This is a genomic window from Gemmiger formicilis, assembly GCF_900167555.1.
GTDB lineage: Bacteria > Bacillota > Clostridia > Oscillospirales > Ruminococcaceae > Gemmiger > Gemmiger formicilis.
The window spans coordinates 74,526-98,603 of sequence record NZ_FUYF01000012.1 but is presented as its reverse complement, the minus strand read 5'-3'; the positions used below and the strand labels follow the sequence as shown (position 1 = coordinate 98,603).

The window sequence follows — 24,078 nt, the reverse complement described above, 5'->3', positions numbered from 1 at the left end:
AAAAAGCCGCTTACCTCAAACGAGATAAGCGGCTTTTGGCAGGGGTAGAAGGATTCGAACCCTCGGCACGCGGTTTTGGAGACCGCTGCTCTACCAACTGAGCTATGCCCCTATACTAATGATGCCCACAATGCGTATCTTGCACTGTGGGCATCAGCGCTGGAGCTGCTAAGCAGATTTGAACTGCTGACCTCATCCTTACCAAGGATGCGCTCTACCAACTGAGCTATAGCAGCGTATGGCGACCCGAATCAGGCTCGAACTGACGACCTCTAGCGTGACAGGCTAGCGTTCTAACCAACTGAACTACCGGGCCATACCCAGCCTGCGCGGCGTTGTGTGACGTGCACCTCACGACCAGCGCAGGAACTATTATAAGGGATGCCGACAGAAAAGTCAAGGGATTTTTGCAGATTTTTTTATTATTTTTGCAGCTGCTTTGTAGGGGCGGATGCTCGCATCTGCCCGCGGGTCGATGCAAGCATCGTCCCCGGCAAAAGTACAATCACTGCTTCTGCATCCGAATCAGGCTGTACGCCATCAGCGGCGTCTCGCAGGGGATGGTGTACTGCATCATCGGGTGCGGGGTGGCGTCCACGCGCTCGCCGTCGGCGTTCTCGATCCACGCAGGCGTCAGCTTGACGACGCTGCCGTCGGGCTGCAAAATTTCGATGCTGTCCCCCACCGCGAACTTGCCGCGCTGAGTGCAGTGGGCAACGCCGTTCTCCCAGCTGTCCACCGTGCCGATGAAATCCCAGTCGCGCACATAGGTGTGGCTGGGGGTCTGCTGGGCCTGCTCCTTGCCGAAGTAGAATCCCGGCGAGTAATGGCGGTGGCTCGTGCGGTTCAGCTCCTCAATGACGTCGTCGGGCAGCTCAAAGCTATCGTTGTACGGGTTCGCCAGGAAGGCATCCAGCGCGCGGCGGTAGGCGCTGACGACAGATGCAACGTAATAGAACGTCTTGGCGCGGCCCTCGATCTTCAGCGAGTCAACGCCCGCTTTACAAATCAAATCTATAAACGGCGCAGTGCACAGGTCATTGGCGTTCAGGATGTAGCTGCCGTTGTCCTCGCTCTCGCCGATCTCCATGTACTGACCGGGGCGGTGCTCCTCCACCAGGCTGTACTTCCAGCGGCAGGGCTGGGCACACTCGCCGCGGTTGCCGCTGCGGCCCGCCATGTAGCTGGACAGCAGGCACCGCCCGGACACGCTCATGCACATGGCGCCGTGGACGAACGCCTCCAGCTCCAGATCCTGCGGGCAGTTGTCGCGGATCTGCGCGATCTCGGTCAGGGGCAGTTCGCGGGCCAGCACAACGCGCTTGGCTCCCAGCTCGTAGCAGACCTTCGCGGCCTCATAGTTCGTGATGCCTGCCTGGGTCGAGACATGACGCTCGACCTGCGGGGCGTACTTTTTGGCCAGCGCCAGCACACCCAAGTCGGCAATGATGAACGCATCCACGCCCGCCTCGGCGGCGTCCTGAATGTACCGGGGCAGCTTGGAAAGTTCCTCGTTCGTGGGCAGGGTGTTCAGCGTCAGATAGACCTTTTTGCCGCGGGCATGGGCAAAGATACAGCCCTCGTGCAGTTCGCCCACGGTCAGGTTGACGGGTGCGGCGCGCATGCCAAATTCCGGCAGGGCGCAGTAGACGGCATCCGCGCCGTACATGACGGCGTATTTCAGCGTTTCCAGGCTGCCCGCGGGGGCCAGCAGTTCCGGCTGTTGCAGCATAGTGATTTCCTCCGTTTTGCGTAAAAAGCGCCCGGTAGGAAGCGGGCGCTTGGGGATTTGATGTGTGGTGTGCCGTGGGTCCGTGCTGTAGGGGCCGGGCATGCCCGGCCCGCGTGTTTGCCAAAGCACAGCATTCCACGGGAAGTTGCGGGCCGCACATGTGCGGCCCCTACAGGGCAGCTTGCGCGCTTACGACGCCCACCCGGCCTTGACGCAGTTCTGGTAGTGCTCGTCGGCGGTCTTGGCGTAGAAGTACTGCCCTGCCACATCGGTGCCGGGATGGCCCGTGACAAAGAAGTAGTACCCCTCGTTGATATACTCCTCATCGGGGTTCAGCGCGGCCTCCATGGCGGCGTAGCCCGGGCAGGAGATGGGGCCTGCGGGCAGACCGCTGATGGCGTAGGTGTCGTACAGGGCCAGCACGTCATCGGGGATCGCGCCCTGCTCCGGCCAGCCGAAGTACTCCGCCGTCGGGGAGTTCCACAGATAGTTGTTCTCGCTGTCCTGCATGATATAGCTGCTGGCGTTGGATTCCAGCTTGTGCTCGGCCCACTGCGGGTCGCTGGATTCCAGGCGGTTGTGGAAGCAGGCACTGACCCTGGCGTCCTCGCTCTCCAAACCGGCCTCCTCCTGAATGAAGCTGGCCAGCTTGACCACGTCGTCCAGGCTCGTGCCCTTGGCGGCGACCGTGTCGGCCAGAGCGGCGGTCTTGGACGCAAACTCGCCGTAGAGGGCATCCACATAGTAGGCGACGCTCTCGTCCTTATAGAGATTGTAGGTGTCCGGGAAAAGGTAGCCCTCGCACTTCATCAGGCGGTCATTGTCGGGGATGGCGTTCCAGAAATCGTACTTGCTCCAATCCGTGCCGTCGCTGCCGTTGGCGCAGGACAGGAAGGTGTCCACGTCGTCCACAAGGCCCGCGTCCACGAAAATCTGCGCCACACCGACGGCTGTCGTGCCCTCGGGAATCGTGACGTTCACCGTTGCACGGCGGGTCACGACGGACAGCGCCTTGATGATGTCGTTGTAGGCCATGCCGGACTGGACTTCAAAGTCGCCGTACTGGATCTCACCGGCCTTGCCGCTGTACTTGACGTACTGCTTGAACAGCCAGTCATACTCGATGACACCGGCGTCCTTGAGCTGGGTCGCAATGCCGGCGACGGACGAGCCCTCGGGCACGGTGATGGTCTGGGTCGGGCCCAGCGTTTTCTGGCCGTCCAGCTCGGCGTAGAACTGGCTGACCTTGTAGCCGCCAAAGCCGACCAGCGCCAGAATGATGAGCACGATCAGGCAGCCAAACGGGAAACGGCGGCGGGGCTGCTCGTTCTCCTCGTCGTCCTCGACCTCCTCCACCGGCTGGCGGCGGGGCTTCTTGGCGGGCTTTTCCTTTTTGGGCTTCGGCGGCTTTGCAGCCTTCGGGGGTTCCTTCTGGTTTTCCTTCGGGATTTCCTGCTCGGGCAGTTCAAAGCCGTTTACCTCGGTCTGCGCCTTGAGCGGTGCATGACTCTGCACCGGCTGAGCCGCAGGCTGCTCCGGATTTGTGCGATTGATCCTCATGGGAGACTCCTAACTTTTTACGGCGCACAAGGGCACCGGGATTCCTTGATTTTAGCCGCCGAGTTTATTACCTCCCTCGGCGAGGGAGGTGGCCGCAGGCCGGAGGGAGCGAACCTTGCCACAGCCCGAAATATTTCGGACTACATCAGGCTCTCTCCCCCACCGCCTGCGGGCGGAGCCCCCTCCCAGAGGGGGCCAGGATTACAGCAGCATCCTGAAATACGCATCGGTCACGGAGAAGGGGCGGCCTAAAAAGGCGATCATTCCGTAGCCGCAGCGGCGGCCTGAGCCGAGGTAAAGTGTCTGGTTCTCGGCCAGTAGGATGCGGGCGTTGGCCGCACCGGTCTTTTCCCGCGCGGCCTGCAAAAGCTGGTCGGCGCAGTGGTCGTTGTCGGCCTGTAATTCCAGAAATTGCAGCGTGTCGCCCTTGGTAAAGTACAGCCCGTAGCCGCGCCGGGTGGACACCACGGTCAGCCCGCGGCGGTAGAGCTGGGTCATGGTTTCGTTCATGGCCTCCTCGGGCAGGCTGATGCAGCCGGGCTGGTAGATGTGCCGCCGTTCCAGCAGCTTGTGGACGGTCAGACTGTCAAACGCCGCCTGGGCGAACAGGTCGCGGCGGATGGGCGTCTGTATGACCCGCAGCGGCAGCTGGCTTTTGAAGCCCAGCGTTTTCAGGTCCTCGGCGCGCCGGGCGTCGTCGGGCGTCGTGACGGCAAAGTCAAACCCGCTGGCCCCGTAGGCACGCAGGCAGCCCTCCATGATTTTGGGCAGCAGGCGGTCCATCGGCACGCCCTGCATCCCGGCTGCGCCGCACAGCCAGACGCCGCGGTGCTGGCCGTACTTGACCGGCACCGCCGCCAGCATGGCCGCGGGCTGGCCGCTTTTTTCCAGCACCAGAATATTTTCCAGCCCGGCGACGTTTTGCAGCCAGCCCGCCGCATCGACGGGGTTTGCTTTGGCAGCCCCGCAGCGCAGCGCCGTCAGCGCGGGCAGATCATCAGCGGTAGCCTTACGCAGCATGGGCATCACCTCTTTTTGTAAAGTAAACTATTTTTATCGCGCGGTAGGCGCAGGGGTCGGCGTCCCAGACGCCCTCGGAGACTGAATGGCGGCGGGAACAGACGGAGCGGTCAAGACCGCTCCCTACAAGCTGCCCGTTCACGTCATTTCGTAGGGAGGGGTCTTGACCCCTCCGGGCGTGTGCGGCGTGAACAGTCTGGTGTGCTGCCACGTAGGGGCGGATTCCATATCCGCCCGTGCCGTTCGTGTCACCACGAACCCCCGCGGGAGGGCTTTTCCCCTCCCCTGCGCACGTCCCAAAAGCATACCTGTTTATTTTACAGTATTCCCGCCAATTCTGCAAGGATTTCTGCGTTAATATCCTCCACGGAGCGCATGGATTTTGCGCCGTTTGCGTCGGCGGTGGTGCATTCAATGCGGTGCCAGCCCAGCGTGCGGGCGCAGTACTCGGCGGCGGCGCGGCTGCGGGCCAGATACTCGGTGTCCTTCTCCTGGATATCCTTCTTGCTCTCGTCGCCGTGGTATCGCTCGGTGATGAGTCGCTGGGACACCTCGGGGTCAACCGCTAAATAAATCACCGCGTCGGGCGCGGGGATGCCGAACTTCTTGTACTCAAAGTCGAACAGCCAATTCAGAAAACCGTCCCAGTGCATCGGCGGCAGCTTCGAGCACTGGTGTACGGCGTTGGACGTCGTGTACCGGTCCGACAGCACCAGCCCGCCCTCACGGTAAAACTCGCCCCAATCGGTCTTGTAGCTGGCAAAGCGGTCCACGGCGTAAAAGCTCGACGCCGCGTAGGCGTTCACGTCGTCGGGCTTGTCGCCGAACGCGCCGGATAGGTACATTTTGACGAGCGCCGAGGACTCGCTGTCATAATCAGGGAAGGTGATCTGCCGCAGGTCTCTCCCCTGTTCTTTTAAACGCTGAGCCGTCAGTTTTGTTTGGGTGCCTTTTCCGGAGCCGTCCAGCCCCTCAAAAATGATAAGCTGTCCCATTTATACTGCCTCCTCCTTGAGTTTGGCGTATTTTGCGCGTACCTCCGTTTGTTTGCCGCAGCACATGCGCCCCTCCGGGCAGGGGCCGACGAGGCACCGCGGGCCGGCGCTCGCAAAGATGTGTGGGGCCAGCGGAAGCACCAGTCGCAGCATCTCGTCCGCGACGGCGCGAATCTCCCACTGGGCGCGGTTGCAGCAGCGCAGGTTGAAGAAATTCTGCAAGCTGCGGCAGTTCATCGTCATGACCATCTTCGTCTCGCAGGCGTTGGGCAGCACAAAGCGGGCGTCCTCGTTGGCCTGCTTGGACGCCTTGGCGCGGGCGGCCTTTTCATCGAGACCATTCGCCACAAACCGCGCTGTGTGGGCATTTTCGAGCGTCTGCACCAACTCAAGATACTTCTTCGCGTCGTCGTTCATCGACGCAATGAACTGGGCTCTGGCCTCGGGGATGGCCTCGATCTCCGGCGGGATGACGTAGCGGAAATCCTCCAGCCGCACGTAGCGCTGGCTCTGCACGCTGAAGCTGCCGATGCGGTGGCGCGTCACCTGCGCCAGGAACGTGCGGGACACGCCCTCGATGCCGAACGTAAAGCTGGCGTGCTCAATCGGGCTGGCGTGACCGACGTCGTTCAGCCGCTGCAAAAACGCCTCGGTCTTTTCGGGCGTCAGGCCGTCCAGCAGCGTCTCAATGTGCGCATCGGAGTAGCAGAGCTTTGCCGCTGCAGCGATGGTTTTTTCCGGGTCATTTGTATGGGCAATGAGTTGTACCAGCATATCATTCCTCCACTTTTTTCAGCGGCGCATAGTTTGCCATCGTCTTTTTGACGCCGACGCGGTCAAACTGAATCTCGACAATGCAGTCCCCCGCAATCGGCGTGGCCTTCAGCACCTTGCCGCGGCCAAACACGCGGTGCTCTACAATGTCCCCCGCCGCGTAGCTGGCGGCAGCCGCCTTCTTCTGAGGGGCAGCGGACGGCGCACCGGCCAGCGTGGATGTGCCCGCGCCCGCGGGAGCCGTGTTGCCCGCGCTGCGGCTGCGTCCGTAGCCCGAGCCAAAGCCCGTACTCTGCACTTGATGGCGTCCGCCGTAGGAGTTGGGGCTTTCGTGGCCGCCGCTGGCAAAGCCGCTGCTGTAGCCGCCGCCAAACCCACCGCGGGGGTGCGCGTTGTACTCGCTGTTCAGGTAGCCGCGGGACGCACCGGAGTACCCGCTGCGCCCACCCGGGACGTTGGTGCTGTAGCTGCCGTACCCCGCACCGAAGCCGCCACCGTAGCCGGTCAACTCGGGGCTCTGGGTCTCGTCCAGCAGACCGGGGTCGATTTCACTCAGGAAGGCAGACGGCGGGTTGCGGCGCGTCTGGCCGAAGATCATCCGCGTGCGGGAGGTGGACAGGTACAGTTCCTTCTTGGCGCGGGTGATGGCCACGTAGCAGAGGCGGCGCTCCTCCTCCATGTCCTCCTCATTATACTTGGCCATCTCGCCGGGGAAGATACCATCCTCCATACCTACGACAAAAACATACGGGAATTCCAGGCCCTTCGCCGAGTGGATCGTCATCATCGTGACGCTGTCGGCGTCGTTATCATAGCTGTCCAAATCGGAAATCAGCGCGACCTCCTCCAAAAAGCCCGACAGCGTCGCGTCCTCGCCGTTCTGGTCGGCGTAAGTCTTGATACTGCTGACCAGCTGGCCCAGGTTCTCGCGGCGGGTCTCGCCCTCCTCCTTCATGGCTTTGAGCATTGCCTCGTAGCCGGACTTGGCGATGACGTCACCCACAAACTGGTCCAGCGGCTCACTTACCGACAGATCGCACAGCTCGCGGTACATCTCATAGAAGCGCTCGAGCGCCGCGGCGGCGCGCTGCAATTCCGGGTAGTCCCGCACATGGGCGATGATTTCCATCATCGGCACGCCCTTGGAGGCTGCCAGCTCACCGATCTTTTCAATCGTCGTCATACCGATTTTACGCGCAGGCTCGTTGATAATGCGGCGCAGGCGCACGTCGTCCCGCGGGTTTACGATGATGGCCAGATAGCTGTTGATGTCCTTGACCTCCTTGCGGTCAAAGAAGCGCTGGCCGCCCACAATGCGGTACGGGATGCCTGCGCGGGCAAAGTAGGTCTCAATCGGGTTAGACTGAGCGTTCATGCGGTAGAGCACGGCGTGGTCCTTCAGGCTCGCGCCCTCTCTCAAATGCTCGCCGATGACGTCCGCAATGTGGCTGGCCTCGTCCTGCTCGTTCGTCGCGGTGTAGTGGTGGACCTTCTCGCCGTCGCCGTGGTCGGTCCACAGGGTCTTGCCCTTGCGGCCCATGTTGTTCTTGATGACACTGTTGGCGGCGTTCAGAATATTGGCGGTGGAGCGATAGTTTTGTTCCAGACGGATCGTTTTTGCCCCGGTGAAAACCTTCTCAAAGTTTAGGATATTTTCAATCGTAGCACCGCGAAATTTGTAGATAGACTGGTCATCGTCGCCAACGACGCAGACGTTGTTGGTGCCGCCCGCCAGCAGCCGCACCAGATGGAACTGCGCAATGCTCGTGTCCTGGTACTCGTCCACGACGACATAGCGAAAGCGGTTCTGGTAGTATTCCCGCGCTTCCGCGTCGTTTTGCAGCAGTTTGACGGTGTGGAAAATCAGGTCGTCAAAGTCCATGGCGCCCGCGGCCTTTAAGCGGCCCGCGTAGGCCGTGTAGATTTTGGAGACGAGCTGCGCCTTCGTATTGGCGAACGGCTCCCCCGCCACATCCTCGGCGGACAGGAGCTTATCTTTAAAGGAAGAAATCTGCCCGATGGCCGACTTGACGGGCAGGAATTTGTCGTCGATCATCAGGTCTTTGTAGATCTGCTTGATGACGCGCTGCTGGTCGTCAGAGTCGTAGATCGTGAAGCTCTTGGGGAAGCCGATGCGCTCGGCGTCGCGGCGCAGCATCCGCACGCAGGCGGAGTGGAAGGTTGACGCGTTGACGTCGCCGCCCAGCGTGTCGCCCAGCATGGCACGCAGACGCTCCTTGAGTTCGCCCGCGGCCTTGTTCGTAAAGGTGATGGCCAGCACGTTCCAGGGACGCGCGGGGCGCACGGCCAGATAGGCGGTCTCCCGCGGCAGGTCGCGGCCCGCGGCAACGGCATTGCGCAGGTCGTTGAGGTCGGCCTCGGTCACGGGCCGCGGCAGTTCGGTGCTGCCGTGGGCGGAGCCGAAGCGGATGATATTGGCAATGCGGTTGACCAGCACGGTGGTCTTGCCGGAGCCCGCGCCCGCCAGAATCAGCAGCGGGCCCTCGGTGGCAAAGACTGCCTGCCGCTGCACGGGGTTGAGCCGCGCAAACCGGCTCTCAATATATTGGTCGCGCAGCGCGAGATATTCCTTGGTGATGTCAGCCATGGAGTTCACCTTTCGTTTTGATTTTATTTAAAAAAATGCGCAGTAGGGGCCGGATATGACCAGCCCGCGGGTGTCCCGGTATCGGGCGTTTGCGGGGAAGTACAGGGCCGGGCGTGCCCAGCCCCTACGTGCGCAGCGTATGGTTCACGCCCGCTCCCGTCGGCATAAGCCTCCCGGGTCGGCCACGCAGTCAACGGTTCCTCACTCCCCCGTAAACGGGTCGTGACTATGGTTCAACCGCCGGTTCCACACCTTCGGCGTGGCATCCCGGAACCCAGCGCTCAGATACTTGCCCTCGCTCAGGCTGATGGCCGTGCCGCGGGCCACGCAGTTCAGCGGGTCGGGGGCGATGGCCACATCAGTGTGCAGCTCGCCCGCGATATACCCGGCCAGCCCGCGCAGCAGCGAGCCGCCGCCCGTCAGCAGAATGCCGGTGCCGGACACATCCGCCGCCAGCTCGGGCGGGGTGCTTTCCAGCACGTTGCGGGCTGCGTTGGCAATACGGGCGGCCAGCTCCTGCACGGGTTCGTATAGGTCGCGGGTATAGATGATGCGCCGCGCGGGCAGGTTCGTCTCCCACGAGTGGCCGCGCACCTCCATAACGCCCTCAAACTCGCTCCTGGTGCAGCAGGCGACCTGCTTTTTCAGTTGCTCGGCGGTCAGCGGGCCGATGGCGATCTGGTATTTTTCCTGCACGTACTGGGCAATGCAGCTGTCAAAGGCGTTGCCCGCCACAGGCAGGCTGGCGGCCTTGACCCGCCCGCCCATGCTAATGACCGCAATGTCGGTGGAGCCGCCGCCGATGTCCACGACCATGCAGCCGTGGGGCTGGCGGATCTGCAAGCCCGCGCCCAGCGCCGCTGCCACAGGCTCGTCCACAAGGTAGACCTGCCTGGCGCCCGCCGCCATGACGGACTCCACAACGGCGTCCGCCTCGATGCCGGTGATGGCCGCAGGCACACAGACCGCAATGCGCGGCTTGAAGATGCGCGAGCGGCAGACCTGATTGACAAACCGGACGATCAGCTCGTTCGTCATGCGGTGGTCCTGGATGATGCCGTCCCGCAGCGGGCGCACCAAGTCAATGTGCGCGGGTGCGCGGCCCACCATTTTTAATGCCTCGTCCCCCACCGCAAGGATGGAGTTCGTCCGCGTGTCCACCGCGCCGATGGTCGGCTGGCGGAACACAACGCCCTGCTCCTCGGTGGCAATGATAATGGAGGTCGTGCCCAGGTCAATTCCGATGTCGTATTGTTTCATGGATAGTTCTCCATTGGTAAAATATCGTCGTTCTATCGCCAGTATGCACCGCTGTAGGGGCCGGGCATGCCCGGCCCGGTAGTGTCCCATTGGCGGGCGTTTGCGGGCAGGTGCAGGGCCGGACATGTCCGGCCCCTACGGCTGCGCTTTCCCGTCAACCCCAGCCCCCTGCGGAGCGGTCAAGACCGCTCCCTACAGGCCGGGATGAACGGGCGGTTCGTAGGGAGGGGTCTTGACCCCTCCGTGCCCGTTCACGTCGCCGAGAGCTGTTCCTGCTTTTCCTCTGTCGGTGTCGCCGCGTCCTTCAGCAAATACCGCAGCCCGCTGTACCGCATATTCTGCCGCACATTCTCGACCATGGTCTGCTCGGTGCGGGCGGTGCCGGTCAGAACGCAGAGCTTTCGCGCGCGGGTCACGCCGGTGTACAAAAGGTTGCGGTAGCACAGCCGGGCGGGCACGTCCGCCACGGGCAGGATCACCGCGGGGAACTCCGAGCCCTGGCTCTTGTGGACGGTCACGGCGTAGGCGGGCTCCAGCTCGTTCAGCTGGTCGGCGGTGTAGGTGTACTTTTTGTCATCCATCTGGACCGTCACGCTGCGCGCGTCCACGTCCACCGCCGTGATGATGCCCAAATCGCCGTTGTACGCGCCGACACCGGCCTCGGCCCCGGCACGCTCAAACGTGATGTCGTAGTCATTCTTGATCTGCATGACTTTATCACCCAGACGTAATATTTTGGCACTCTCCGCCGTGCCGATCTGCCCCTTGCCCTTGGCGGGCGGGTTCAGAATATCCTGCAGCCGTCTGTTCAGCTCAACGCTGCCGGTGGGGCCGACCTTCGTCGGGCAAAGCACCTGAATGTCCCGCACGGGGTCAAAGCCGTAGGCTTTCGGCAGCCGCGTGCTGACAAGGTCGCAGACCAGCTTCTGGCAGGCAAGGCCGTTGGACTCGATCAGAAAGAAATCGTCCTTCGGCCCGCCCTTCTGCGGCATCTGCCCATCCACAATGCGGTGGGCGTTCTGGACAATCAGGCTGCGCTGCGCCTGGCGGAAAATATCGGTAAGACGTACCGTCGGCACAACGCCCGCCTTTAAAATCTCGCCCAGAATGTTGCCCGGCCCGACGCTGGGCAGCTGGTCGGCGTCGCCCACCATAATGATGCGGCAGTGGTACCGCGCCGCAGCCAGCAGCGCCTGAAACAGCTTGACGTCCACCATACTCATCTCGTCGAGGATGATGACGTCATATTTTAAAAGGTTCTTTTCGTTGTGGATGAACCGCACGCTGCCGCTGCTGTAGTCCACCTCAAGCAAGCGGTGAATCGTCGATGCAGCGTGGTTTGTCAGCTCACTCAGCCGCTTGGCGGCGCGGCCCGTGGGGGCACACAGAGCCACGCGGTCATACAGTGCCTCGTACAGGCTCAGAATCGCGTTGACGGTGGTCGTCTTGCCGGTGCCGGGGCCGCCGGTCAGCACCATGACCCGGCTGGACAGCGCCAGGCGTATGGCCTGCCGCTGCAGCGGCGCGTACGCAAAGCCCTGCGCCATTTCCAGCACACGGATGTCCGCATCCAGCGTCGGCGGGGCCTCGGTGGGGAACGTCGAAAGCTGGCCGAGCCGCGCGGCAATGTCCTCCTCGGCGGAGAGCAGGTCGGGTAGGTAGATGTACTCGACGCCGTCAAACGTGCGGGTGCGCAGCTCCTCGGAGGAGAGCAGCTCGTCGAGCGCGGCTTCCAGGTCTCCCAGCGGCAGGCGGAGAAATTTCGACGTAGATTCAAGCAATTTATCTCGCGGCAGGCAGGTGTGACCGTTGCCCGCGTTGTGCCGCAGCGCGTAGAGCAGCCCCGCCGCCACCCGCAGGCGGCAGCCTGTCTCAAATTGCAGCGCCGCCGCGATGGTGTCCACCTGACCGAACTTTAATTGCAGCGGTTCGCCGCAGAGCAGATACGGGTTCTGAGTCAGCGCCTCGACGGTGTGCGGCCCAAGCGCGCGGTAGCAGGTCACGGCCTGCTGGGCGGTCATGCCGTACCGGGCAAACCAGGCCACGACCTCCCGCACGCCGTACATGCGGCGGAACTCGTTGGAGATGACAGCCGCCTTCTGCTCGGTGATACCCTTGAGTTCGCAGAGCCGTTGCGGGGTCTCGGCGATGATCGTCAGCGTATCATCGCCGAATTTTGCCACGATCTTCTTAGCGGTGGACGGCCCGATGTAGGGCAGCACGCCGCTGGACAGGTAGCTTAAAATGGCGGTGCGGTCCTCGGGCAGGCGCGCTTCGATGGTCTCGGCGCGGAACTGCTCGCCGTAGCTGGGGTGGTTGACCATGTGGCCGTAGACGGTCACGCTCATGCCGTTGTCCACCCCGCCGACGTTGCCGGCGACGACCACATCGGTGCCGCCCGCGTCCACCTCGAACACCGCGTAGCCGGAGTCGGCGTTCTCGTAGATGACGTGCTCGACGGTGCCTTCCAGCTTCATAAGCTGTTGTTCCTGCTGTTCCATAGCCGCCCCCCTTCCCGCAAAATCGCCGCACTTTCACAGATAAGGATATTATACCGCATTGCGCGGCATTTGGCAAATTTATTTGTGTGTGGGAGGAGATGCACGACCCGGGATGCCTTCCGCCGCCGCCAACATCCCGGAGCGGTCAAGACCGCTCCCTACGGGCCGGGGTGAACGGGCGGTCCGTAGGGCGGGGTCTTGACCCCGCCGTGGCCGTTCCCGCCGCCGTGGGCCTGAACCATACACCGCACCCACAAACAAAAATCCCCCGCGCATACGCTGCACAGGGGACCGGAAAATTCCTGATGATTTACTCCGCCACGGCGGCCTTCAGGGCGTCCACGCGGTCGGTGTTCTCCCACTTCACGCCCAGGTCCTCGCGGCCCATGTGGCCGTAGGCGGCCAGCTGGCGGTAGATGGGCTTGCGAAGGTCAAGGTCGCGGATGATAGCGGCGGGCGTCAGGTCAAAGACCTTCTCGACAGCCTGCACGATCTTCTCGTCGGCAACGGTGCCGGTGCCGAAGGTGTCCACCATGATGGAAACGGGCTTTGCCACGCCGATGGCATAGGCCAGCTCGACCTCGCACTTGGTAGCCAGGCCCGCGGCAACGACGTTTTTGGCGACCCAGCGGGCGGCATACGCGGCGGAACGGTCCACCTTGCTGGGGTCCTTGCCGCTGAACGCACCGCCGCCGTGGCGGGCATAGCCGCCGTAGGTGTCCACGATGATCTTGCGGCCCGTCAGGCCGGAGTCGCCCTGCGGGCCGCCCACAACAAAGCGGCCCGTGGGGTTGATGTAGTACTTCGTATTCTCGTCCAGCAGCTCGGCGGGAATGACCTTCTCAATGACCTCGCGGCGGATGTCCTCATGCAGCTGCTCCTGGCTGATGTCGGGGCTGTGCTGGCTGGAAATGACCACCGCGTCGATGCGCACGGGCTTGCCGTCGTCGTACTCCACGGTGACCTGGCTCTTGCCGTCCGGGCGCAGGTAATCCAGCGTGCCGTTCTTGCGCACCTCGGTCAGGCGCTTGGCCAGCTTGTGGGCCAGGCTGATGGGCAGCGGCATCAGCTCGGGCGTCTCGTTGCAGGCGTAGCCGAACATCATGCCCTGGTCGCCCGCACCGGCCACGTCGTCGTTGGTGCCCAGCGCAATGTCGGGGCTCTGGCCGTCGATGTTGGTGATGACGCCGCAGGTGTCGCAGTCAAAGCCGTACTTGGCGCGGTCATAGCCGATGGAGCGGATGACCTCGCGCGCCGTGCCGGGGATGTCCACGTAGCAGCTGGTCGTGATCTCGCCCATGATGTGGACGAGGCCGGTGGAGCAGGTCGTCTCGCAGGCAACGCGGGCACCGGGGTCCTGCGCCAGGATGGCGTCAAGGATGGCGTCGGAGATCTGGTCGCAGATTTTGTCGGGATGCCCCTCGGTGACGGATTCGGACGTGAAAAGAACTTTGGACATTGGGAAAAGCCTCCTAATAAATATTCGGCAGAAACGCAACCGTGGAAACAAAAAGCGCGCAGCCGGAAAGACTGCGCGCGGTAACGCTTATCTTTCGGTTTCCCGCAGGACTTGGCACCTTGCGCATACACGCAGGTTGTCGGGCTTCATCGGGCCTGTTCCCTCAGCCGCTCTTGATAAGTTGCTATTCTGTTGTTGTGAAGTTAGTGTACCACAGGTTTTTGGCAAAGTCAACGATATTTCGTTGTGCAGTTCAGACGGTTTGCACAAAAGTGGGGCAGATGCGGCAGCGTGTGTGGTTTTGGAGGAGAGCCTTCCCCATCGGGGGAAGGTGGCCGAGGCCCCGCCCGAGGCCGGATGAGGGCAAAGTTCTCCTTGCCGCCCATAGACGAGTGGTTGCGTCAACCCGGCCCTCATCAGTCACCTTCGGTGACAGCTTCCCCCTGCGCGGGGGAAGCCTTTCTCACTTTCTCCCGTGCAGCACGCCGGACAGCGGCTTGTAAATCAGGAAGCAGAGCGCCGCGTCCAGCAGACCTTTAAACAAGGTAAACGGGAAGTTGAAGGTGATCAGGCAGGTCAGCAGGCCGTCCACGCTGGGGTTGATGGCCTGATACATGCCGATGATAGCCTCGAGCGGCAGATGATACAAAACCACATAGGCCGGGTAGACGATGAAGTAGTTGTACGGCACGGACACAACGGCCATGGCCAGTGCGCCCAGCCCTGCGCCGATGAGTGCGCTGCGGCGGGTCTTGCTGCGCTTGTACACAAAGCCGGCGACGCCCACAAACAACGCCCCCATGACGAAATTGAACAGTTCACCCACCGCAGCAGTGCTGGTGCTGGGCAGCTTGATGAGGTTTTTGATCAGGCACACGGCGATGCCGGACACCGGCCCGTAAGCGTAGGCGGCCAGCAGCGCGGGCAGCTCGGACACGTCCAGCTTGACGAAGGACGGCATGATGGGGATCGGAAACTCCATGTACATAAGTACGGCAGCGACAGCGCCGAGCATGGCGGTGCCGGTGAGCTTGCGGATGTTGGTAGTCTTGTTTTGCATGAGAAGATGCCTCCCGTAAAAATTTGTGAAAGTCAGCTCACGAACCCGGGAGGCTCTGCCCTGCCCTTGCGAAAACAAAACGCCCTGCCGCAAAATATACGACAGGGCGCAAAAAAAGCAAAGCAAACAGCTTTCCGTTTCTTTCATCCGGACTTTAACCGTCGGCCCCGGAATCACACCGGGTCAGCAGCCGCATTTGCAGCTGGTCGCGGGCTTGCGGGCCATGCCGCTCACCGCCGGTGGGGAATCACACCCCGCCCTGAAACAGACTTTCCAGGAAATATTATAGCATAGATTTTACAAAATGCAAGGGGGTGTGGTATAATTAAGGAAATTCTAGCCCACCAACGACAGCCCACTGCGGAGCGGTCAAGACCGCTCCCTACAAAGCAACGTAAACGGGTGGTTCGTAGGGAGGGGTCTTGACCCCTCCGGTCCACTGAGGAGCACCGTAGGGGCCGGACATGTCCGTCCCTGCACCTACCCGTAAACGCACGCTAACGGGACCACCCTTATTTCATTCCAACTGAGGTACCCACCATGGAAGAACTCACCCACGATTTTCTCTCGTTTCTGCCCGCGGCGCTGCTGGCGCTGGCGGCTGCCGGTGCACCCGAGGTGTACAAGCTCGCCGCCCGGCGTTTTCTGGGCCGCGCAAAAAGTCACACGGCATCGTGGCTTTACATTCTGCTGGACAGTTTCCTTACGCCGGTGGCGGGCCTTTTTCGGGTACTGCTGGGCGCAGCTGCCGTCAAGTCGCTGCCGTTTGAGCTGGTGCGCGACGCCGTCTTTTTGCAATACCTGAATCTGGCTGCCGACCTGCTGGTCATCTTCTATATCGCGCTCGGCTGCTGGCGTGCGGCCCCGGTCACCCGGCTTTTGCTGCGCAGCGCCCAGAACCATCTGGATTTAGAAACAAATCAGACGATGGGACACTTTTTTGAGAACATCTTTCATGCGCTGGTTGGCCTGTTTGCGGGTATCGCCATGCTGGACCGCCTCGGCGTGCCGGTCTCCGGCCTGCTGACCGGCGCGGGTGTTGCCGGACTGGCGGTCTCTCTGGCCGCGCAGTCCACACTGAACAACCTGATTGCGGGCATCACGCTAGTGTTGGAGCGACCCTTCGGCATCGGGGATTACATCGTGCTGGGCAACTGCGAGGGCACCGTTGAGGACATTTCCTTCCGCTCCACCCGCATCCGCAGCCCGGATAATGTCGCTATCACAATAGAAAATTCCAAAATCACAGCGGAGTACATCCAAAACTATGACCGCCGCCAGAGCCGCCTGTGGAAGTTTACGATTGGTCTGACCTACGACACCCCGCGCGAAAAAATCGAACAGCTGACCGCCGATCTGACCGCCATGCTGCAAGCCCAGCCCGACGTGCAGCCCGACGGCGTAACGATTGCGCTGGATAAATTCAACGATTACAGCATTGATCTGGCGTGCCGGGTGTACATCACCAAAGTCAATCTGCAGGATTTTATGCAGGTAAAAAACACGCTGAATCTGCAAATTTTGGATTTGATGCAGGAGGAAGGCTGCGAGTTTGCCTTCCCGACGACGACGGTGGATTTGCCGGAGAGGAAGTGAGGCTGTGGGCGGAAACGACCGCAAAGGCTTCCCCATCGGGGGAAGCTGTCGCCGCAGGCGACTGATGAAGGCTGAGTTCCCGTGACTGCCCGTATCTGGGAAATCGCGCGGACTTTCCCCTCATCCGACCTCAGGCGGGGCCTCGGCCACCTTCCCCCAAAGGAGAAGGCATTTAACGCACAAAAAATCCCCGCTCGGCCAACCCGGGCGGGGCATTTTCATTTCACGTCGCTTCTCTCGCTGACGACCAGAATCTTATCCTCGCCGGTCTGCGTCGTCACCGTGAACTCAAAATTGTACGCGGTGTCCAACTCGTAGGAGACGTACCCGTCCCCTTCTGTCAGGATGTAATCCAGCTTGATCTGCGGCTTGACGCGGTCATAATCGACGTACACGTCGCCGATGTCCTCCAGATACACAAGGTCAATATCCTGCGCTGCAGCGCCGTAAAACGTTACAACGGGCTGACCGTCGGCCTTGACAGCGGGCAAAACCGACACATTGTGCACGTACAGCTCCTCCCTCGTTGCGGCGTAGTAGACGTCCGCGTCGGAGAGCGGCGCCGCGTTGGCAAGCTCCATATGTACGCCGCTGGCGGGCAGGTCGCGCTGCCAGACCGGCGTCAGGTCGGGCGCGGCGGCGCAGCCGGGCAGCAACATTGCCAGCGCAAGCGCCGCAAAACAGCGATACTTCATTGAAAAGTTCCTCTCATTGATAAGGGTCGTAGGGCGCGGCGGGCGGGTCCTCCCCCACCTCCAGCGTGCGCGGGCAGAGGCCGGTCTCGGCCTCAATAAAACCCATCACCATGCCCATGTGGCGGTATAAATGCCGATACTGCGACAAAATCAGCGTAAACCGCGTCCACTCGCAGTTGTCGGGCCGCTGCAGCAGATCCTCGTCGTGGAGCGAGGTCAGATAGATGGACAGCTTGGCCTTGATTGTATAAAAATAGTCATCTATCGCCGGTCTGTCAAGACGCACTGCCGGGTAAATGTGCAGTTCCTGCAAGTGCGGCGTGTGGATGGGCGGCTCGACAAAGTCGGTGTCCCGCGGGTTGATGAACCACTGGTCCAGCTCATGCAGGGTGTGGTAGACGTGCTGCCACAGCGGTGCGCCGCCGTAGCAGCGGTCCCACAGCGCGTCGGGGATACAGTCCAGCAGGTTTTGCAGCTCCCACAGTGCGCGGACGGTCATCTCGGCAATGACCGCGTGGTAGGATGTTTCCCGCATGGCACATGCCCCCTTTCAGGGTCAGTATGCCCGCAGAAAGCACGTTTATTCGTTGTAATTTTCCGTCTCGCGGATGGTTTTGCGGGTCGTCAGCAGCTGCATGAACGGGTCGAGCAGTGCGCGTTCCTCCTGCGAGGGCGTGCGGCTGCGGGCCTGCATCAGCAGCCAGGCCAGCTCGCCGCTGACGGGGCGGCCATAGACCAGCGCGTTGTAGCCGTCCTTGCAGACGGCCAGCTTAGCCGACGTGATGTCCAGCGTTGTCGCGCCCGCGTAGTGGCGCAGCACATTTTGCAGCGCTGCCGGGCTGCCGAACACCGACTTGACCAGCTGCACATACGCGGCGATGTACCGCGGCGGCATGCTGTCCGCGGCGCGCAGCTCAATGCGGGATTTGAGACGTGCATCGTAAAAGAAATTGGACAAAATCTGCGCGGTTTCATGACGACTGACGTGCCCGGCGTAAAGCTCCGGCGCAATCTTTCCGCCCGCAGCCCTGACGCGGCCCAGCCGCAGCGCAGTGATTTGGGGCTTGGTCAGCACGTTCTCCGCATAGCGGGCGTAACCGAAATCCGCGTCCATCAGATGTGGCGTGACGCCGCAGCGGTCACGGTCCACATCCTGCCAGAGCCGCGTGCGGATGCAATAGCTGCTGTTCCGGCTGGCCTGATAGACCGGGGCGTTGTCGCTGAGCAGCGCAAAGAACGGCGTCAGCAGGCTGGCCGCGCGCATTTTGCGGACAAAATCAGTCTCATCCTGATAGTCAATGGACACCTGCGTCGCCGCCGTGGCGCGCATCATCTGCACGCTGCAGGCCCCCTTTTCCCGCAGGTAGGTGTCCATGGCCTCGTCCCGGGTGCGTGGCACCAGAGGCAGGTCCTCGGCATGGCAGGTCGGGTGGCAGCCCGCCGTCCAGGCGCGCAGCCCGTGGGCAGCCAGCGCCAGCCCCAGCTGCAAATAGAAGCGGTTGTACAGATCCATGATGTCCTGCACGTCGCGCAGCGGGGCCAGGCTGATGCGCAGCTGGCACGCGGGCCCCAGCGTGGCCGCCAGCGCCGGGCCGCTGTAGCCGAAATATTCGCCGTCGGTGATGATTGGCGCGTCTGTCTGCTGCTGCAAATCGCGCAGCGCAGCCTGCACATCGGCAAAGGCCGGGGGCTGGCCGTCGGACCGGGTGAGGAAGTGCTCGACCTCCAATTGCAGCGTCAGCTTGCCGTCCGGCTCACAGTCCGCCGCAAAGTAGCCCGCCAGCGTTTTGATTTGTTCGTCCAATTTTGGCATAGCGTGTGGTGGTTCTCCCCTGTTGTGATTCTGGCACTATTATACCGCGATTTTGGGGCGGGCGCAATGCTGTTTTGACGCCGACCTGCGGCTGCGGCACGGTACCTAGGCGGATATGGAATCCGCCCCTACGGTGTCGGGGCAGGGCCGACTTTACATATCCCGCGCCGCCGGGAAGCCGTACGCGCTGTCCGCGGCCTCCACGGCCCGGACGATGGCTTTGGCCATGACCCGTGCGCCGATCACGCCGACGGCGTCGAGGTCAGCGGGCACGTCGCCCAGCGAGACCGCGTAGATGCTGTCGCCGTCCATCGAGGTGTGCACCGGGCGGATGGCGCGGGCGTAGCCGTCGTGCGCCATGCCCGCGGCCTTGCACAACCGCGCCTTGTCGAGCTTTGCATTGGTGAAAAGGATGCCAAGTGTCGTGTTGCCGACAAATTTTTCCTGCGGCGCGTCGAGCTGCTGCATCAGCACCCGCTCGGAATCCAAAAACGTTTTGCCGTCGTCAGCCCGCAGCCCGGCGACCTTGCGGCCCGTCTCAAAATCGTAGACGTCGCCCACCGCGTTGACCGCGACGAGCGCGCCGACCTTTAGGTCGCCCACCTGCACGGCGTAGCTGCCGATGCCGGACTTCATGCAGTGCTCCATGCCCAGCAGCTTGCCGACAGTCGCACCGGTACCCGCGCCGTGGTTGCCGTCGCGGTAGTTGCCGGTTTCGGCGTTGACGCAGGCCGCGTAGGCCATAGCTGCATCGGGCCGGGTGCGGGCGTCGGCCACGGTCAAATCGAACAGGTCGGACTGGCAGACGAGGGGCACTTTCGTCACACCTACGTCAAAGCCGATGCCGCGTTCCTCGAGATACCGCATGACGCCGCCTGCGGCATCCAGTCCGAAGGCGCTGCCGCCCGCCAGCACAATGGCGTGGATGACCTGCGCCGCTGCCAGCGGCTTGAGCAATTCGCTCTCTCGCGAGGCCGGCCCGCCGCCGCGCACATCCAGCCCCGCCGGGGCGCCGTCCTTGCCCAGCAGCACCACCGTGCAGCCGGTGCCCGCCGCCGTGTTTTCCGCCTGGCCGATTTGGAGGTTGTCAAAGGATGTAATGGGGATTTCTTTCATGGGAGTGTCCTTTCCGCGAATGCCGCTTCACCGTATTATAGACCATTGTACACCACCCGCGCCTCCCGCGCAACAAAAAATCCCGCCAGGCGTCAGGCCAAGGCGGGATGGCAGGGTTAGGGGTTATTCAAACTCAATCGTTGCCGGCGGTTTCGTGGTGTAGTCGAACATGACGCGGTTGATGTTCTTGACCTCGTTCACGATGCGGTTGGCGGCGGTGGTGATGGTCTCCGTCGGCAGGATCGTGACCTCGGCGGTCATGAAATCCGTCGTGGTGACGGCGCGCAGAGCGATGGCGTAGTCGTAGGTGCGCTCGTCGCCCATAACGCCGACACTGCGCATGTTGGTCAGCGCGGCAAAGTACTGGCTCGGGCGCTGGGCCATGGGCAGCTTGTCGATCTCCTCACGCCAGATGGCGTCGGCATCCTGCACAATGGCGACCTTCTCGGGGGTCACATCGCCGATGATGCGGATGGCCAGGCCCGGGCCGGGGAACGGCTGGCGGGCGACAAGGTACTCCGGCAGGCCCAGCTCACGGCCAGCCTGACGGACTTCGTCCTTGAACAGGTCGCGCAGCGGCTCGACGATTTCCTTAAAGTCAACGTAGTCGGGCAGACCGCCGACGTTGTGGTGGCTCTTGATCGTGGCAGATTCGCCGCCGAGGCCGGACTCGACCACATCGGGGTAAATCGTGCCCTGTGCCAAAAAGTCCACAGCACCGATCTTTTTAGCCTCATCCTCAAAGACGCGGATGAACTCCTCGCCGATGATCTTGCGCTTGCGCTCGGGGGCGTCCTGACCGGCCAGCTTCTTGTAGAAGCGGTCACGGGCATCGACGCAGACAAAGTTGATGTCGAACTGGCCGCCCTCGCCAAAGACCTCGCAAACCTGCTCGCGCTCATTCTTGCGCAGCAGACCGTGGTCCACGAACACGCAGGTCAGCTGCTTGCCGATGGCCTTGGCCAGCATGGCCGCGCAGACGCTGGAATCCACGCCGCCAGACAGGGCGCAGAGTACCTTGCCGTCGCCGATCTTTTCGCGCAAGGCCTTGACGGAGTTTTCCACGAAGGAGTCCATCTTCCAGTCACCGGCGCAGCGGCAGACATTATAGACGAAGTTACGCAGAATTTTCGTGCCGTTCTCGGTGTGCAGGACCTCAGGGTGGAACTGCACGGCGTAGAGGCCGCGTGCCTTATCCTGCGCGGCAGCCACCGGACAGTTGGGCGTGTGGGCCACGATCTCAAAGCCGGGGGCGGCCTGCTCGATGTAGTCGTTATGGCTCATCCAGCAGACATTCTGCGCGGGCAGAGTGTCAAACAGCGGGCTGTCGGTGTTCAAGTCGACCAGCGTCTTGCCGTACTCGCGCTCGGGTGCCTTGCAGACCTTGCCGCCCAGCATGTGCATCATCAGCTGGCTGCCGTAGCAGATGCCGAGGATGGGCACGCCCCAGTTATAAATTTCGGGGTCGATCGTGGGCGAATCCGGCAGGTAGGCGCTGTTGGGGCCGCCGGTGAAGATGATGCCCTTGGGGTTTTTGGCCTTGATTTTAGCAAGGTCGGTGCGGTACGAATAAATCTCGCAATATACGTTGCATTCGCGGACGCGGCGGGCGATCAGCTGATTATACTGGCCGCCGAAATCCAGAACGATGACAGTTTCCTGCTGCATGAGGAGACTCCCTTCTCTATTTATAGTCCTTTTGGGTTATTATAGCACGTTTTGGCGGGTTTGAACAGATGGGGAGGGAAAATAAATTATTTTTGCATTTGTGTGGCGTACAGCGTGACGCAGGGGTGCCTTGTATATGTGCCCGGGCCGTGTGCGGCTGCATTAGGTTCGCGGGCGGATAGGGAATCCGCCCCTACGGTGGCGTCGGGAGGCTTGCGGTGGCGGGAACGGGCACGGCGGCATGAGGGCATGCCGCCCTACGTCCCCGCATAAATGATACACGTAGGGCGGGGTGCCCCACCCCGCCGCAAGTTCACACCAGCTCCACCTTATACTTTGTCAGCCAATAGTTCAGCTGCAAAAACCACGCGATAGTCTGGGGCGTGGTCATCAGCTGACCGTACCACGGGATGGGGTTATCCGCGCCGGAGGCCAGCAGCGTTTCCAGTGCGTCCGCCCGAATGATGCGCAGAAGCGGCGCGGCGGGGTCGTTCAGGACGGTGCGCAGCTCCGCCGAGACGGCAGCCAGGTAGCTGGGGTTCCACGTTTTGGGGTACGGGCTTTTGCGCCGCCACAGAACCTCGTCGGGCAGCACGCCGCGCATGGCCTCGCGCAGGAGGCCCTTTTCCTGCCCGTGATAGTCCTTGAACTCCCATGGGACCGAGTAGAGATACTCCGCAATGCGGTAATCGCAGAACGGCACGCGGACCTCGAGGCCGCTGTACATGCTCATGCGGTCCTTGCGGTCCAGCAGCGTCTGCATGAACCATTTGAAATTCAGGTTCATCATCTGGCGCATCCGCTGTTCTGCGGCGGGCAGGCCAGGGCGGACGGAGGTCTGTGCCAGCGTGGCGCGATAGCGTTCATCCACGAACGCCGCCGGGTCGATGCCGCCCAGCACACCGGGCTTGATGAACGACGCGCGGTAAGCCGTGGACTGCGCCCATGGGAAGCCGTACCGCTCGCGCACCGTGGGGTCGCGATACCACGGGTAGCCACCGAAAATTTCGTCCGCGCACTCCCCCGACAGCGCCACCGTGGCGTGGGGCTTGATATGCCGGCAGAACACGAGCAGCGACGCATCCACGTCCGCCATGCCGGGCAGGTCGCGGGCGTCCACCGCGGCGTACAGCGCGGGCACAAGCTCCGGCGTGTCCAGCGTGACCCAGTGGTGCCTGGCATGGAGAAAGTCGTTCATTTTGCGGATGTAGGGTGCATCCGCGCCGGGCTGAAATTTTGTTGCGTGGAAGTACTTTTTGTTATCACGGTAGCCCACCGAGAACGTTTGCAGCTGGTTGCCCTGCGCCGTAAAATGCGCGTCGGCAATGGCCGAGATCAGGCTGGAATCCAGCCCGCCGGACAAAAACGTTGCCACGGGCACGTCGGACACGAGCTGCCGCTCGATAGCATCGGTGACGAGGTCGCGCACCCTGCGGGCCGTGGCGGCGAAGTCGTCGGGGTGGTCGTGGTCCTCGAGCCGCCAGTAGGTGTGCAGGGTCAGGCGGGCGGTTTGGGTCTCATAGACAGCGTACTGGCCGGGCAGCAGCTCCCGCACATTTTGAAATACGCCGCAGCCCGGCGTGCGCCCGGGTCCAAGCAGCAGCACCTCGGCCAGGCCGTTGGCATCGACGCGGGACGGCACAGCCGGGTGCGCCAGCAGGGTCTTCAGCTCACTGCCAAATATCAGCGAGTTCTCCGCCTGCGTGTAGAACAGCGGCTTGACGCCGCAGCGGTCCCGCGCCAAAAACAGCGTACCTGCGTTCTGCTGCCAGACCGCAAACGCAAAAATACCGTTGCACCTGGGCACGCAGTTTGCGCCCCACTCGGCAAAAGCGTGGAGCAGTACCTCGGTGTCGGAGTGCCCGTTGAAGCTGTGCCCGCGGGCGGCCAGTGCGGCGCGCAGCTCGGGCGTGTTGTAGAGCTCGCCGTTATAAACCAGCACGTAGGTTTCACCCTGCCAGTCCAGCTGCATGGGCTGCAGGCCGTTTTCGAGATCCACAACCGCCAGCCGCGCGTGGATGAGCGCCGCTGCGCCGCAGATGTACATACCGCGCTGGTCCGGCCCGCGCCGCGCCAGCGTTTGCTGCATGGCGCAGTAGGCCGCGTACCGTCGCTGGATGGTCCGGGGGTCGCGCCCGACCTGCCCCGCAATTCCGCACATAAAAACGCCCCCTTTGCATGATTCACAAATGAATATGCAGGTGGGGGCGGGGGTATGATT

17 protein-coding genes, 3 tRNA genes and 2 riboswitches are annotated in these 24,078 nt (G+C 62.3%); of the genes, 1 reads left to right on the top strand and 19 read right to left on the bottom strand.

What is annotated here, in order from left to right; genetic code table 11:
- Positions 1-36: 36 nt before the first annotated feature.
- The 13 genes from B5D32_RS10510 to B5D32_RS10450 all read right to left on the bottom strand — a co-directional run bounded on the left by B5D32_RS10510 (position 37) and on the right by B5D32_RS10450 (position 14,969).
- Positions 37-112, bottom strand: a tRNA-Trp gene (locus B5D32_RS10510).
- A gap of 48 nt (positions 113-160) precedes the next feature.
- Positions 161-236, bottom strand: a tRNA-Thr gene (locus B5D32_RS10505).
- Between the two features lie 3 nt (positions 237-239).
- Positions 240-316, bottom strand: a tRNA-Asp gene (locus B5D32_RS10500).
- 189 nt (positions 317-505) lie between these two features.
- Positions 506-1,732 (bottom strand): peptidase U32 family protein, encoded by a 1,227-nt coding sequence (locus tag B5D32_RS10495; RefSeq protein WP_078784977.1) that lies wholly within the window; start codon positions 1,730-1,732, stop codon positions 506-508.
- A gap of 189 nt (positions 1,733-1,921) precedes the next feature.
- Positions 1,922-3,292, bottom strand: coding sequence for an endolytic transglycosylase MltG (gene mltG / locus B5D32_RS10490; RefSeq protein WP_078784976.1), 1,371 nt, complete (start codon positions 3,290-3,292; stop codon positions 1,922-1,924).
- 201 nt (positions 3,293-3,493) lie between these two features.
- Entirely contained in the window at positions 3,494-4,312 is an 819-nt protein-coding gene (locus B5D32_RS10485) for a hypothetical protein (protein WP_078784975.1), read from the bottom strand.
- Between the two features lie 317 nt (positions 4,313-4,629).
- Positions 4,630-5,307: a dTMP kinase gene (locus B5D32_RS10480; protein ID WP_078784974.1), complete on the bottom strand. Its 678-nt coding sequence runs from the start codon at positions 5,305-5,307 to the stop codon at positions 4,630-4,632.
- A complete protein-coding gene (gene thyX / locus B5D32_RS10475) occupies positions 5,308-6,081 on the bottom strand; it encodes an FAD-dependent thymidylate synthase (RefSeq protein ID WP_078784973.1) in 774 nt (257 codons plus the stop codon). It abuts the gene before it with no gap.
- Between the two features lies 1 nt (position 6,082).
- Positions 6,083-8,689 carry an ATP-dependent helicase gene (locus B5D32_RS10470; RefSeq protein WP_078784972.1) on the bottom strand — a complete coding sequence of 869 codons (2,607 nt, stop codon included), beginning with the start codon at positions 8,687-8,689 and terminating at the stop codon, positions 6,083-6,085.
- A 201-nt stretch (positions 8,690-8,890) separates the two neighbouring features.
- Positions 8,891-9,949, bottom strand: a complete 1,059-nt coding sequence (gene mreB, locus B5D32_RS10465; RefSeq protein ID WP_078784971.1) for a rod shape-determining protein — start codon at positions 9,947-9,949, stop codon at positions 8,891-8,893.
- Between the two features lie 251 nt (positions 9,950-10,200).
- Positions 10,201-12,450, bottom strand: a complete 2,250-nt coding sequence (gene recD2 / locus B5D32_RS10460) for an SF1B family DNA helicase RecD2 (protein ID WP_078784970.1) — start codon at positions 12,448-12,450, stop codon at positions 10,201-10,203.
- A 310-nt stretch (positions 12,451-12,760) separates the two neighbouring features.
- Positions 12,761-13,909 carry a methionine adenosyltransferase gene (gene metK / locus B5D32_RS10455; RefSeq protein WP_078784969.1) on the bottom strand — a complete coding sequence of 383 codons (1,149 nt, stop codon included), beginning with the start codon at positions 13,907-13,909 and terminating at the stop codon, positions 12,761-12,763.
- 84 nt (positions 13,910-13,993) lie between these two features.
- Positions 13,994-14,092: riboswitch (SAM riboswitch) on the bottom strand.
- Between the two features lie 280 nt (positions 14,093-14,372).
- Positions 14,373-14,969: an ECF transporter S component gene (locus B5D32_RS10450; RefSeq protein WP_078784968.1), complete on the bottom strand. Its 597-nt coding sequence runs from the start codon at positions 14,967-14,969 to the stop codon at positions 14,373-14,375.
- 131 nt (positions 14,970-15,100) lie between these two features.
- Positions 15,101-15,240, bottom strand: a riboswitch (FMN riboswitch).
- Positions 15,241-15,509: 269 nt separating this feature from the next.
- Between B5D32_RS10450 and B5D32_RS10445 the strand changes: the two genes are divergently transcribed.
- Positions 15,510-16,565, top strand: a complete 1,056-nt coding sequence (locus B5D32_RS10445) for a mechanosensitive ion channel family protein (protein ID WP_078784967.1) — start codon at positions 15,510-15,512, stop codon at positions 16,563-16,565.
- Between the two features lie 218 nt (positions 16,566-16,783).
- On the opposite strand, the gene B5D32_RS10440 is transcribed toward B5D32_RS10445, so the two are convergent.
- The 6 genes from B5D32_RS10440 to asnB all read right to left on the bottom strand — a co-directional run bounded on the left by B5D32_RS10440 (position 16,784) and on the right by asnB (position 24,018).
- Complete coding sequence (locus B5D32_RS10440) at positions 16,784-17,260, bottom strand: hypothetical protein (RefSeq protein ID WP_078784966.1); 477 nt, start codon at positions 17,258-17,260, stop codon at positions 16,784-16,786.
- 13 nt (positions 17,261-17,273) lie between these two features.
- A complete protein-coding gene (locus B5D32_RS10435) occupies positions 17,274-17,795 on the bottom strand; it encodes a hypothetical protein (RefSeq protein WP_242943438.1) in 522 nt (173 codons plus the stop codon).
- Positions 17,796-17,840: 45 nt separating this feature from the next.
- Positions 17,841-19,073: a glutamate-cysteine ligase family protein gene (locus B5D32_RS10430; protein WP_078784965.1), complete on the bottom strand. Its 1,233-nt coding sequence runs from the start codon at positions 19,071-19,073 to the stop codon at positions 17,841-17,843.
- Between the two features lie 153 nt (positions 19,074-19,226).
- Positions 19,227-20,189, bottom strand: coding sequence for a P1 family peptidase (locus B5D32_RS10425; protein ID WP_078784964.1), 963 nt, complete (start codon positions 20,187-20,189; stop codon positions 19,227-19,229).
- Positions 20,190-20,312: 123 nt separating this feature from the next.
- The gene (gene guaA / locus B5D32_RS10420) at positions 20,313-21,857 is read right to left on the bottom strand and encodes a glutamine-hydrolyzing GMP synthase (protein ID WP_078784963.1); all 1,545 of its coding nucleotides are present in this window, start codon (positions 21,855-21,857) and stop codon (positions 20,313-20,315) included.
- 313 nt (positions 21,858-22,170) lie between these two features.
- On the bottom strand, positions 22,171-24,018 hold the full coding sequence (asnB, locus tag B5D32_RS10415) for an asparagine synthase (glutamine-hydrolyzing) (RefSeq protein WP_078784962.1): 1,848 nt from the start codon (positions 24,016-24,018) through the stop codon (positions 22,171-22,173).
- Positions 24,019-24,078: the final 60 nt, after the last annotated feature.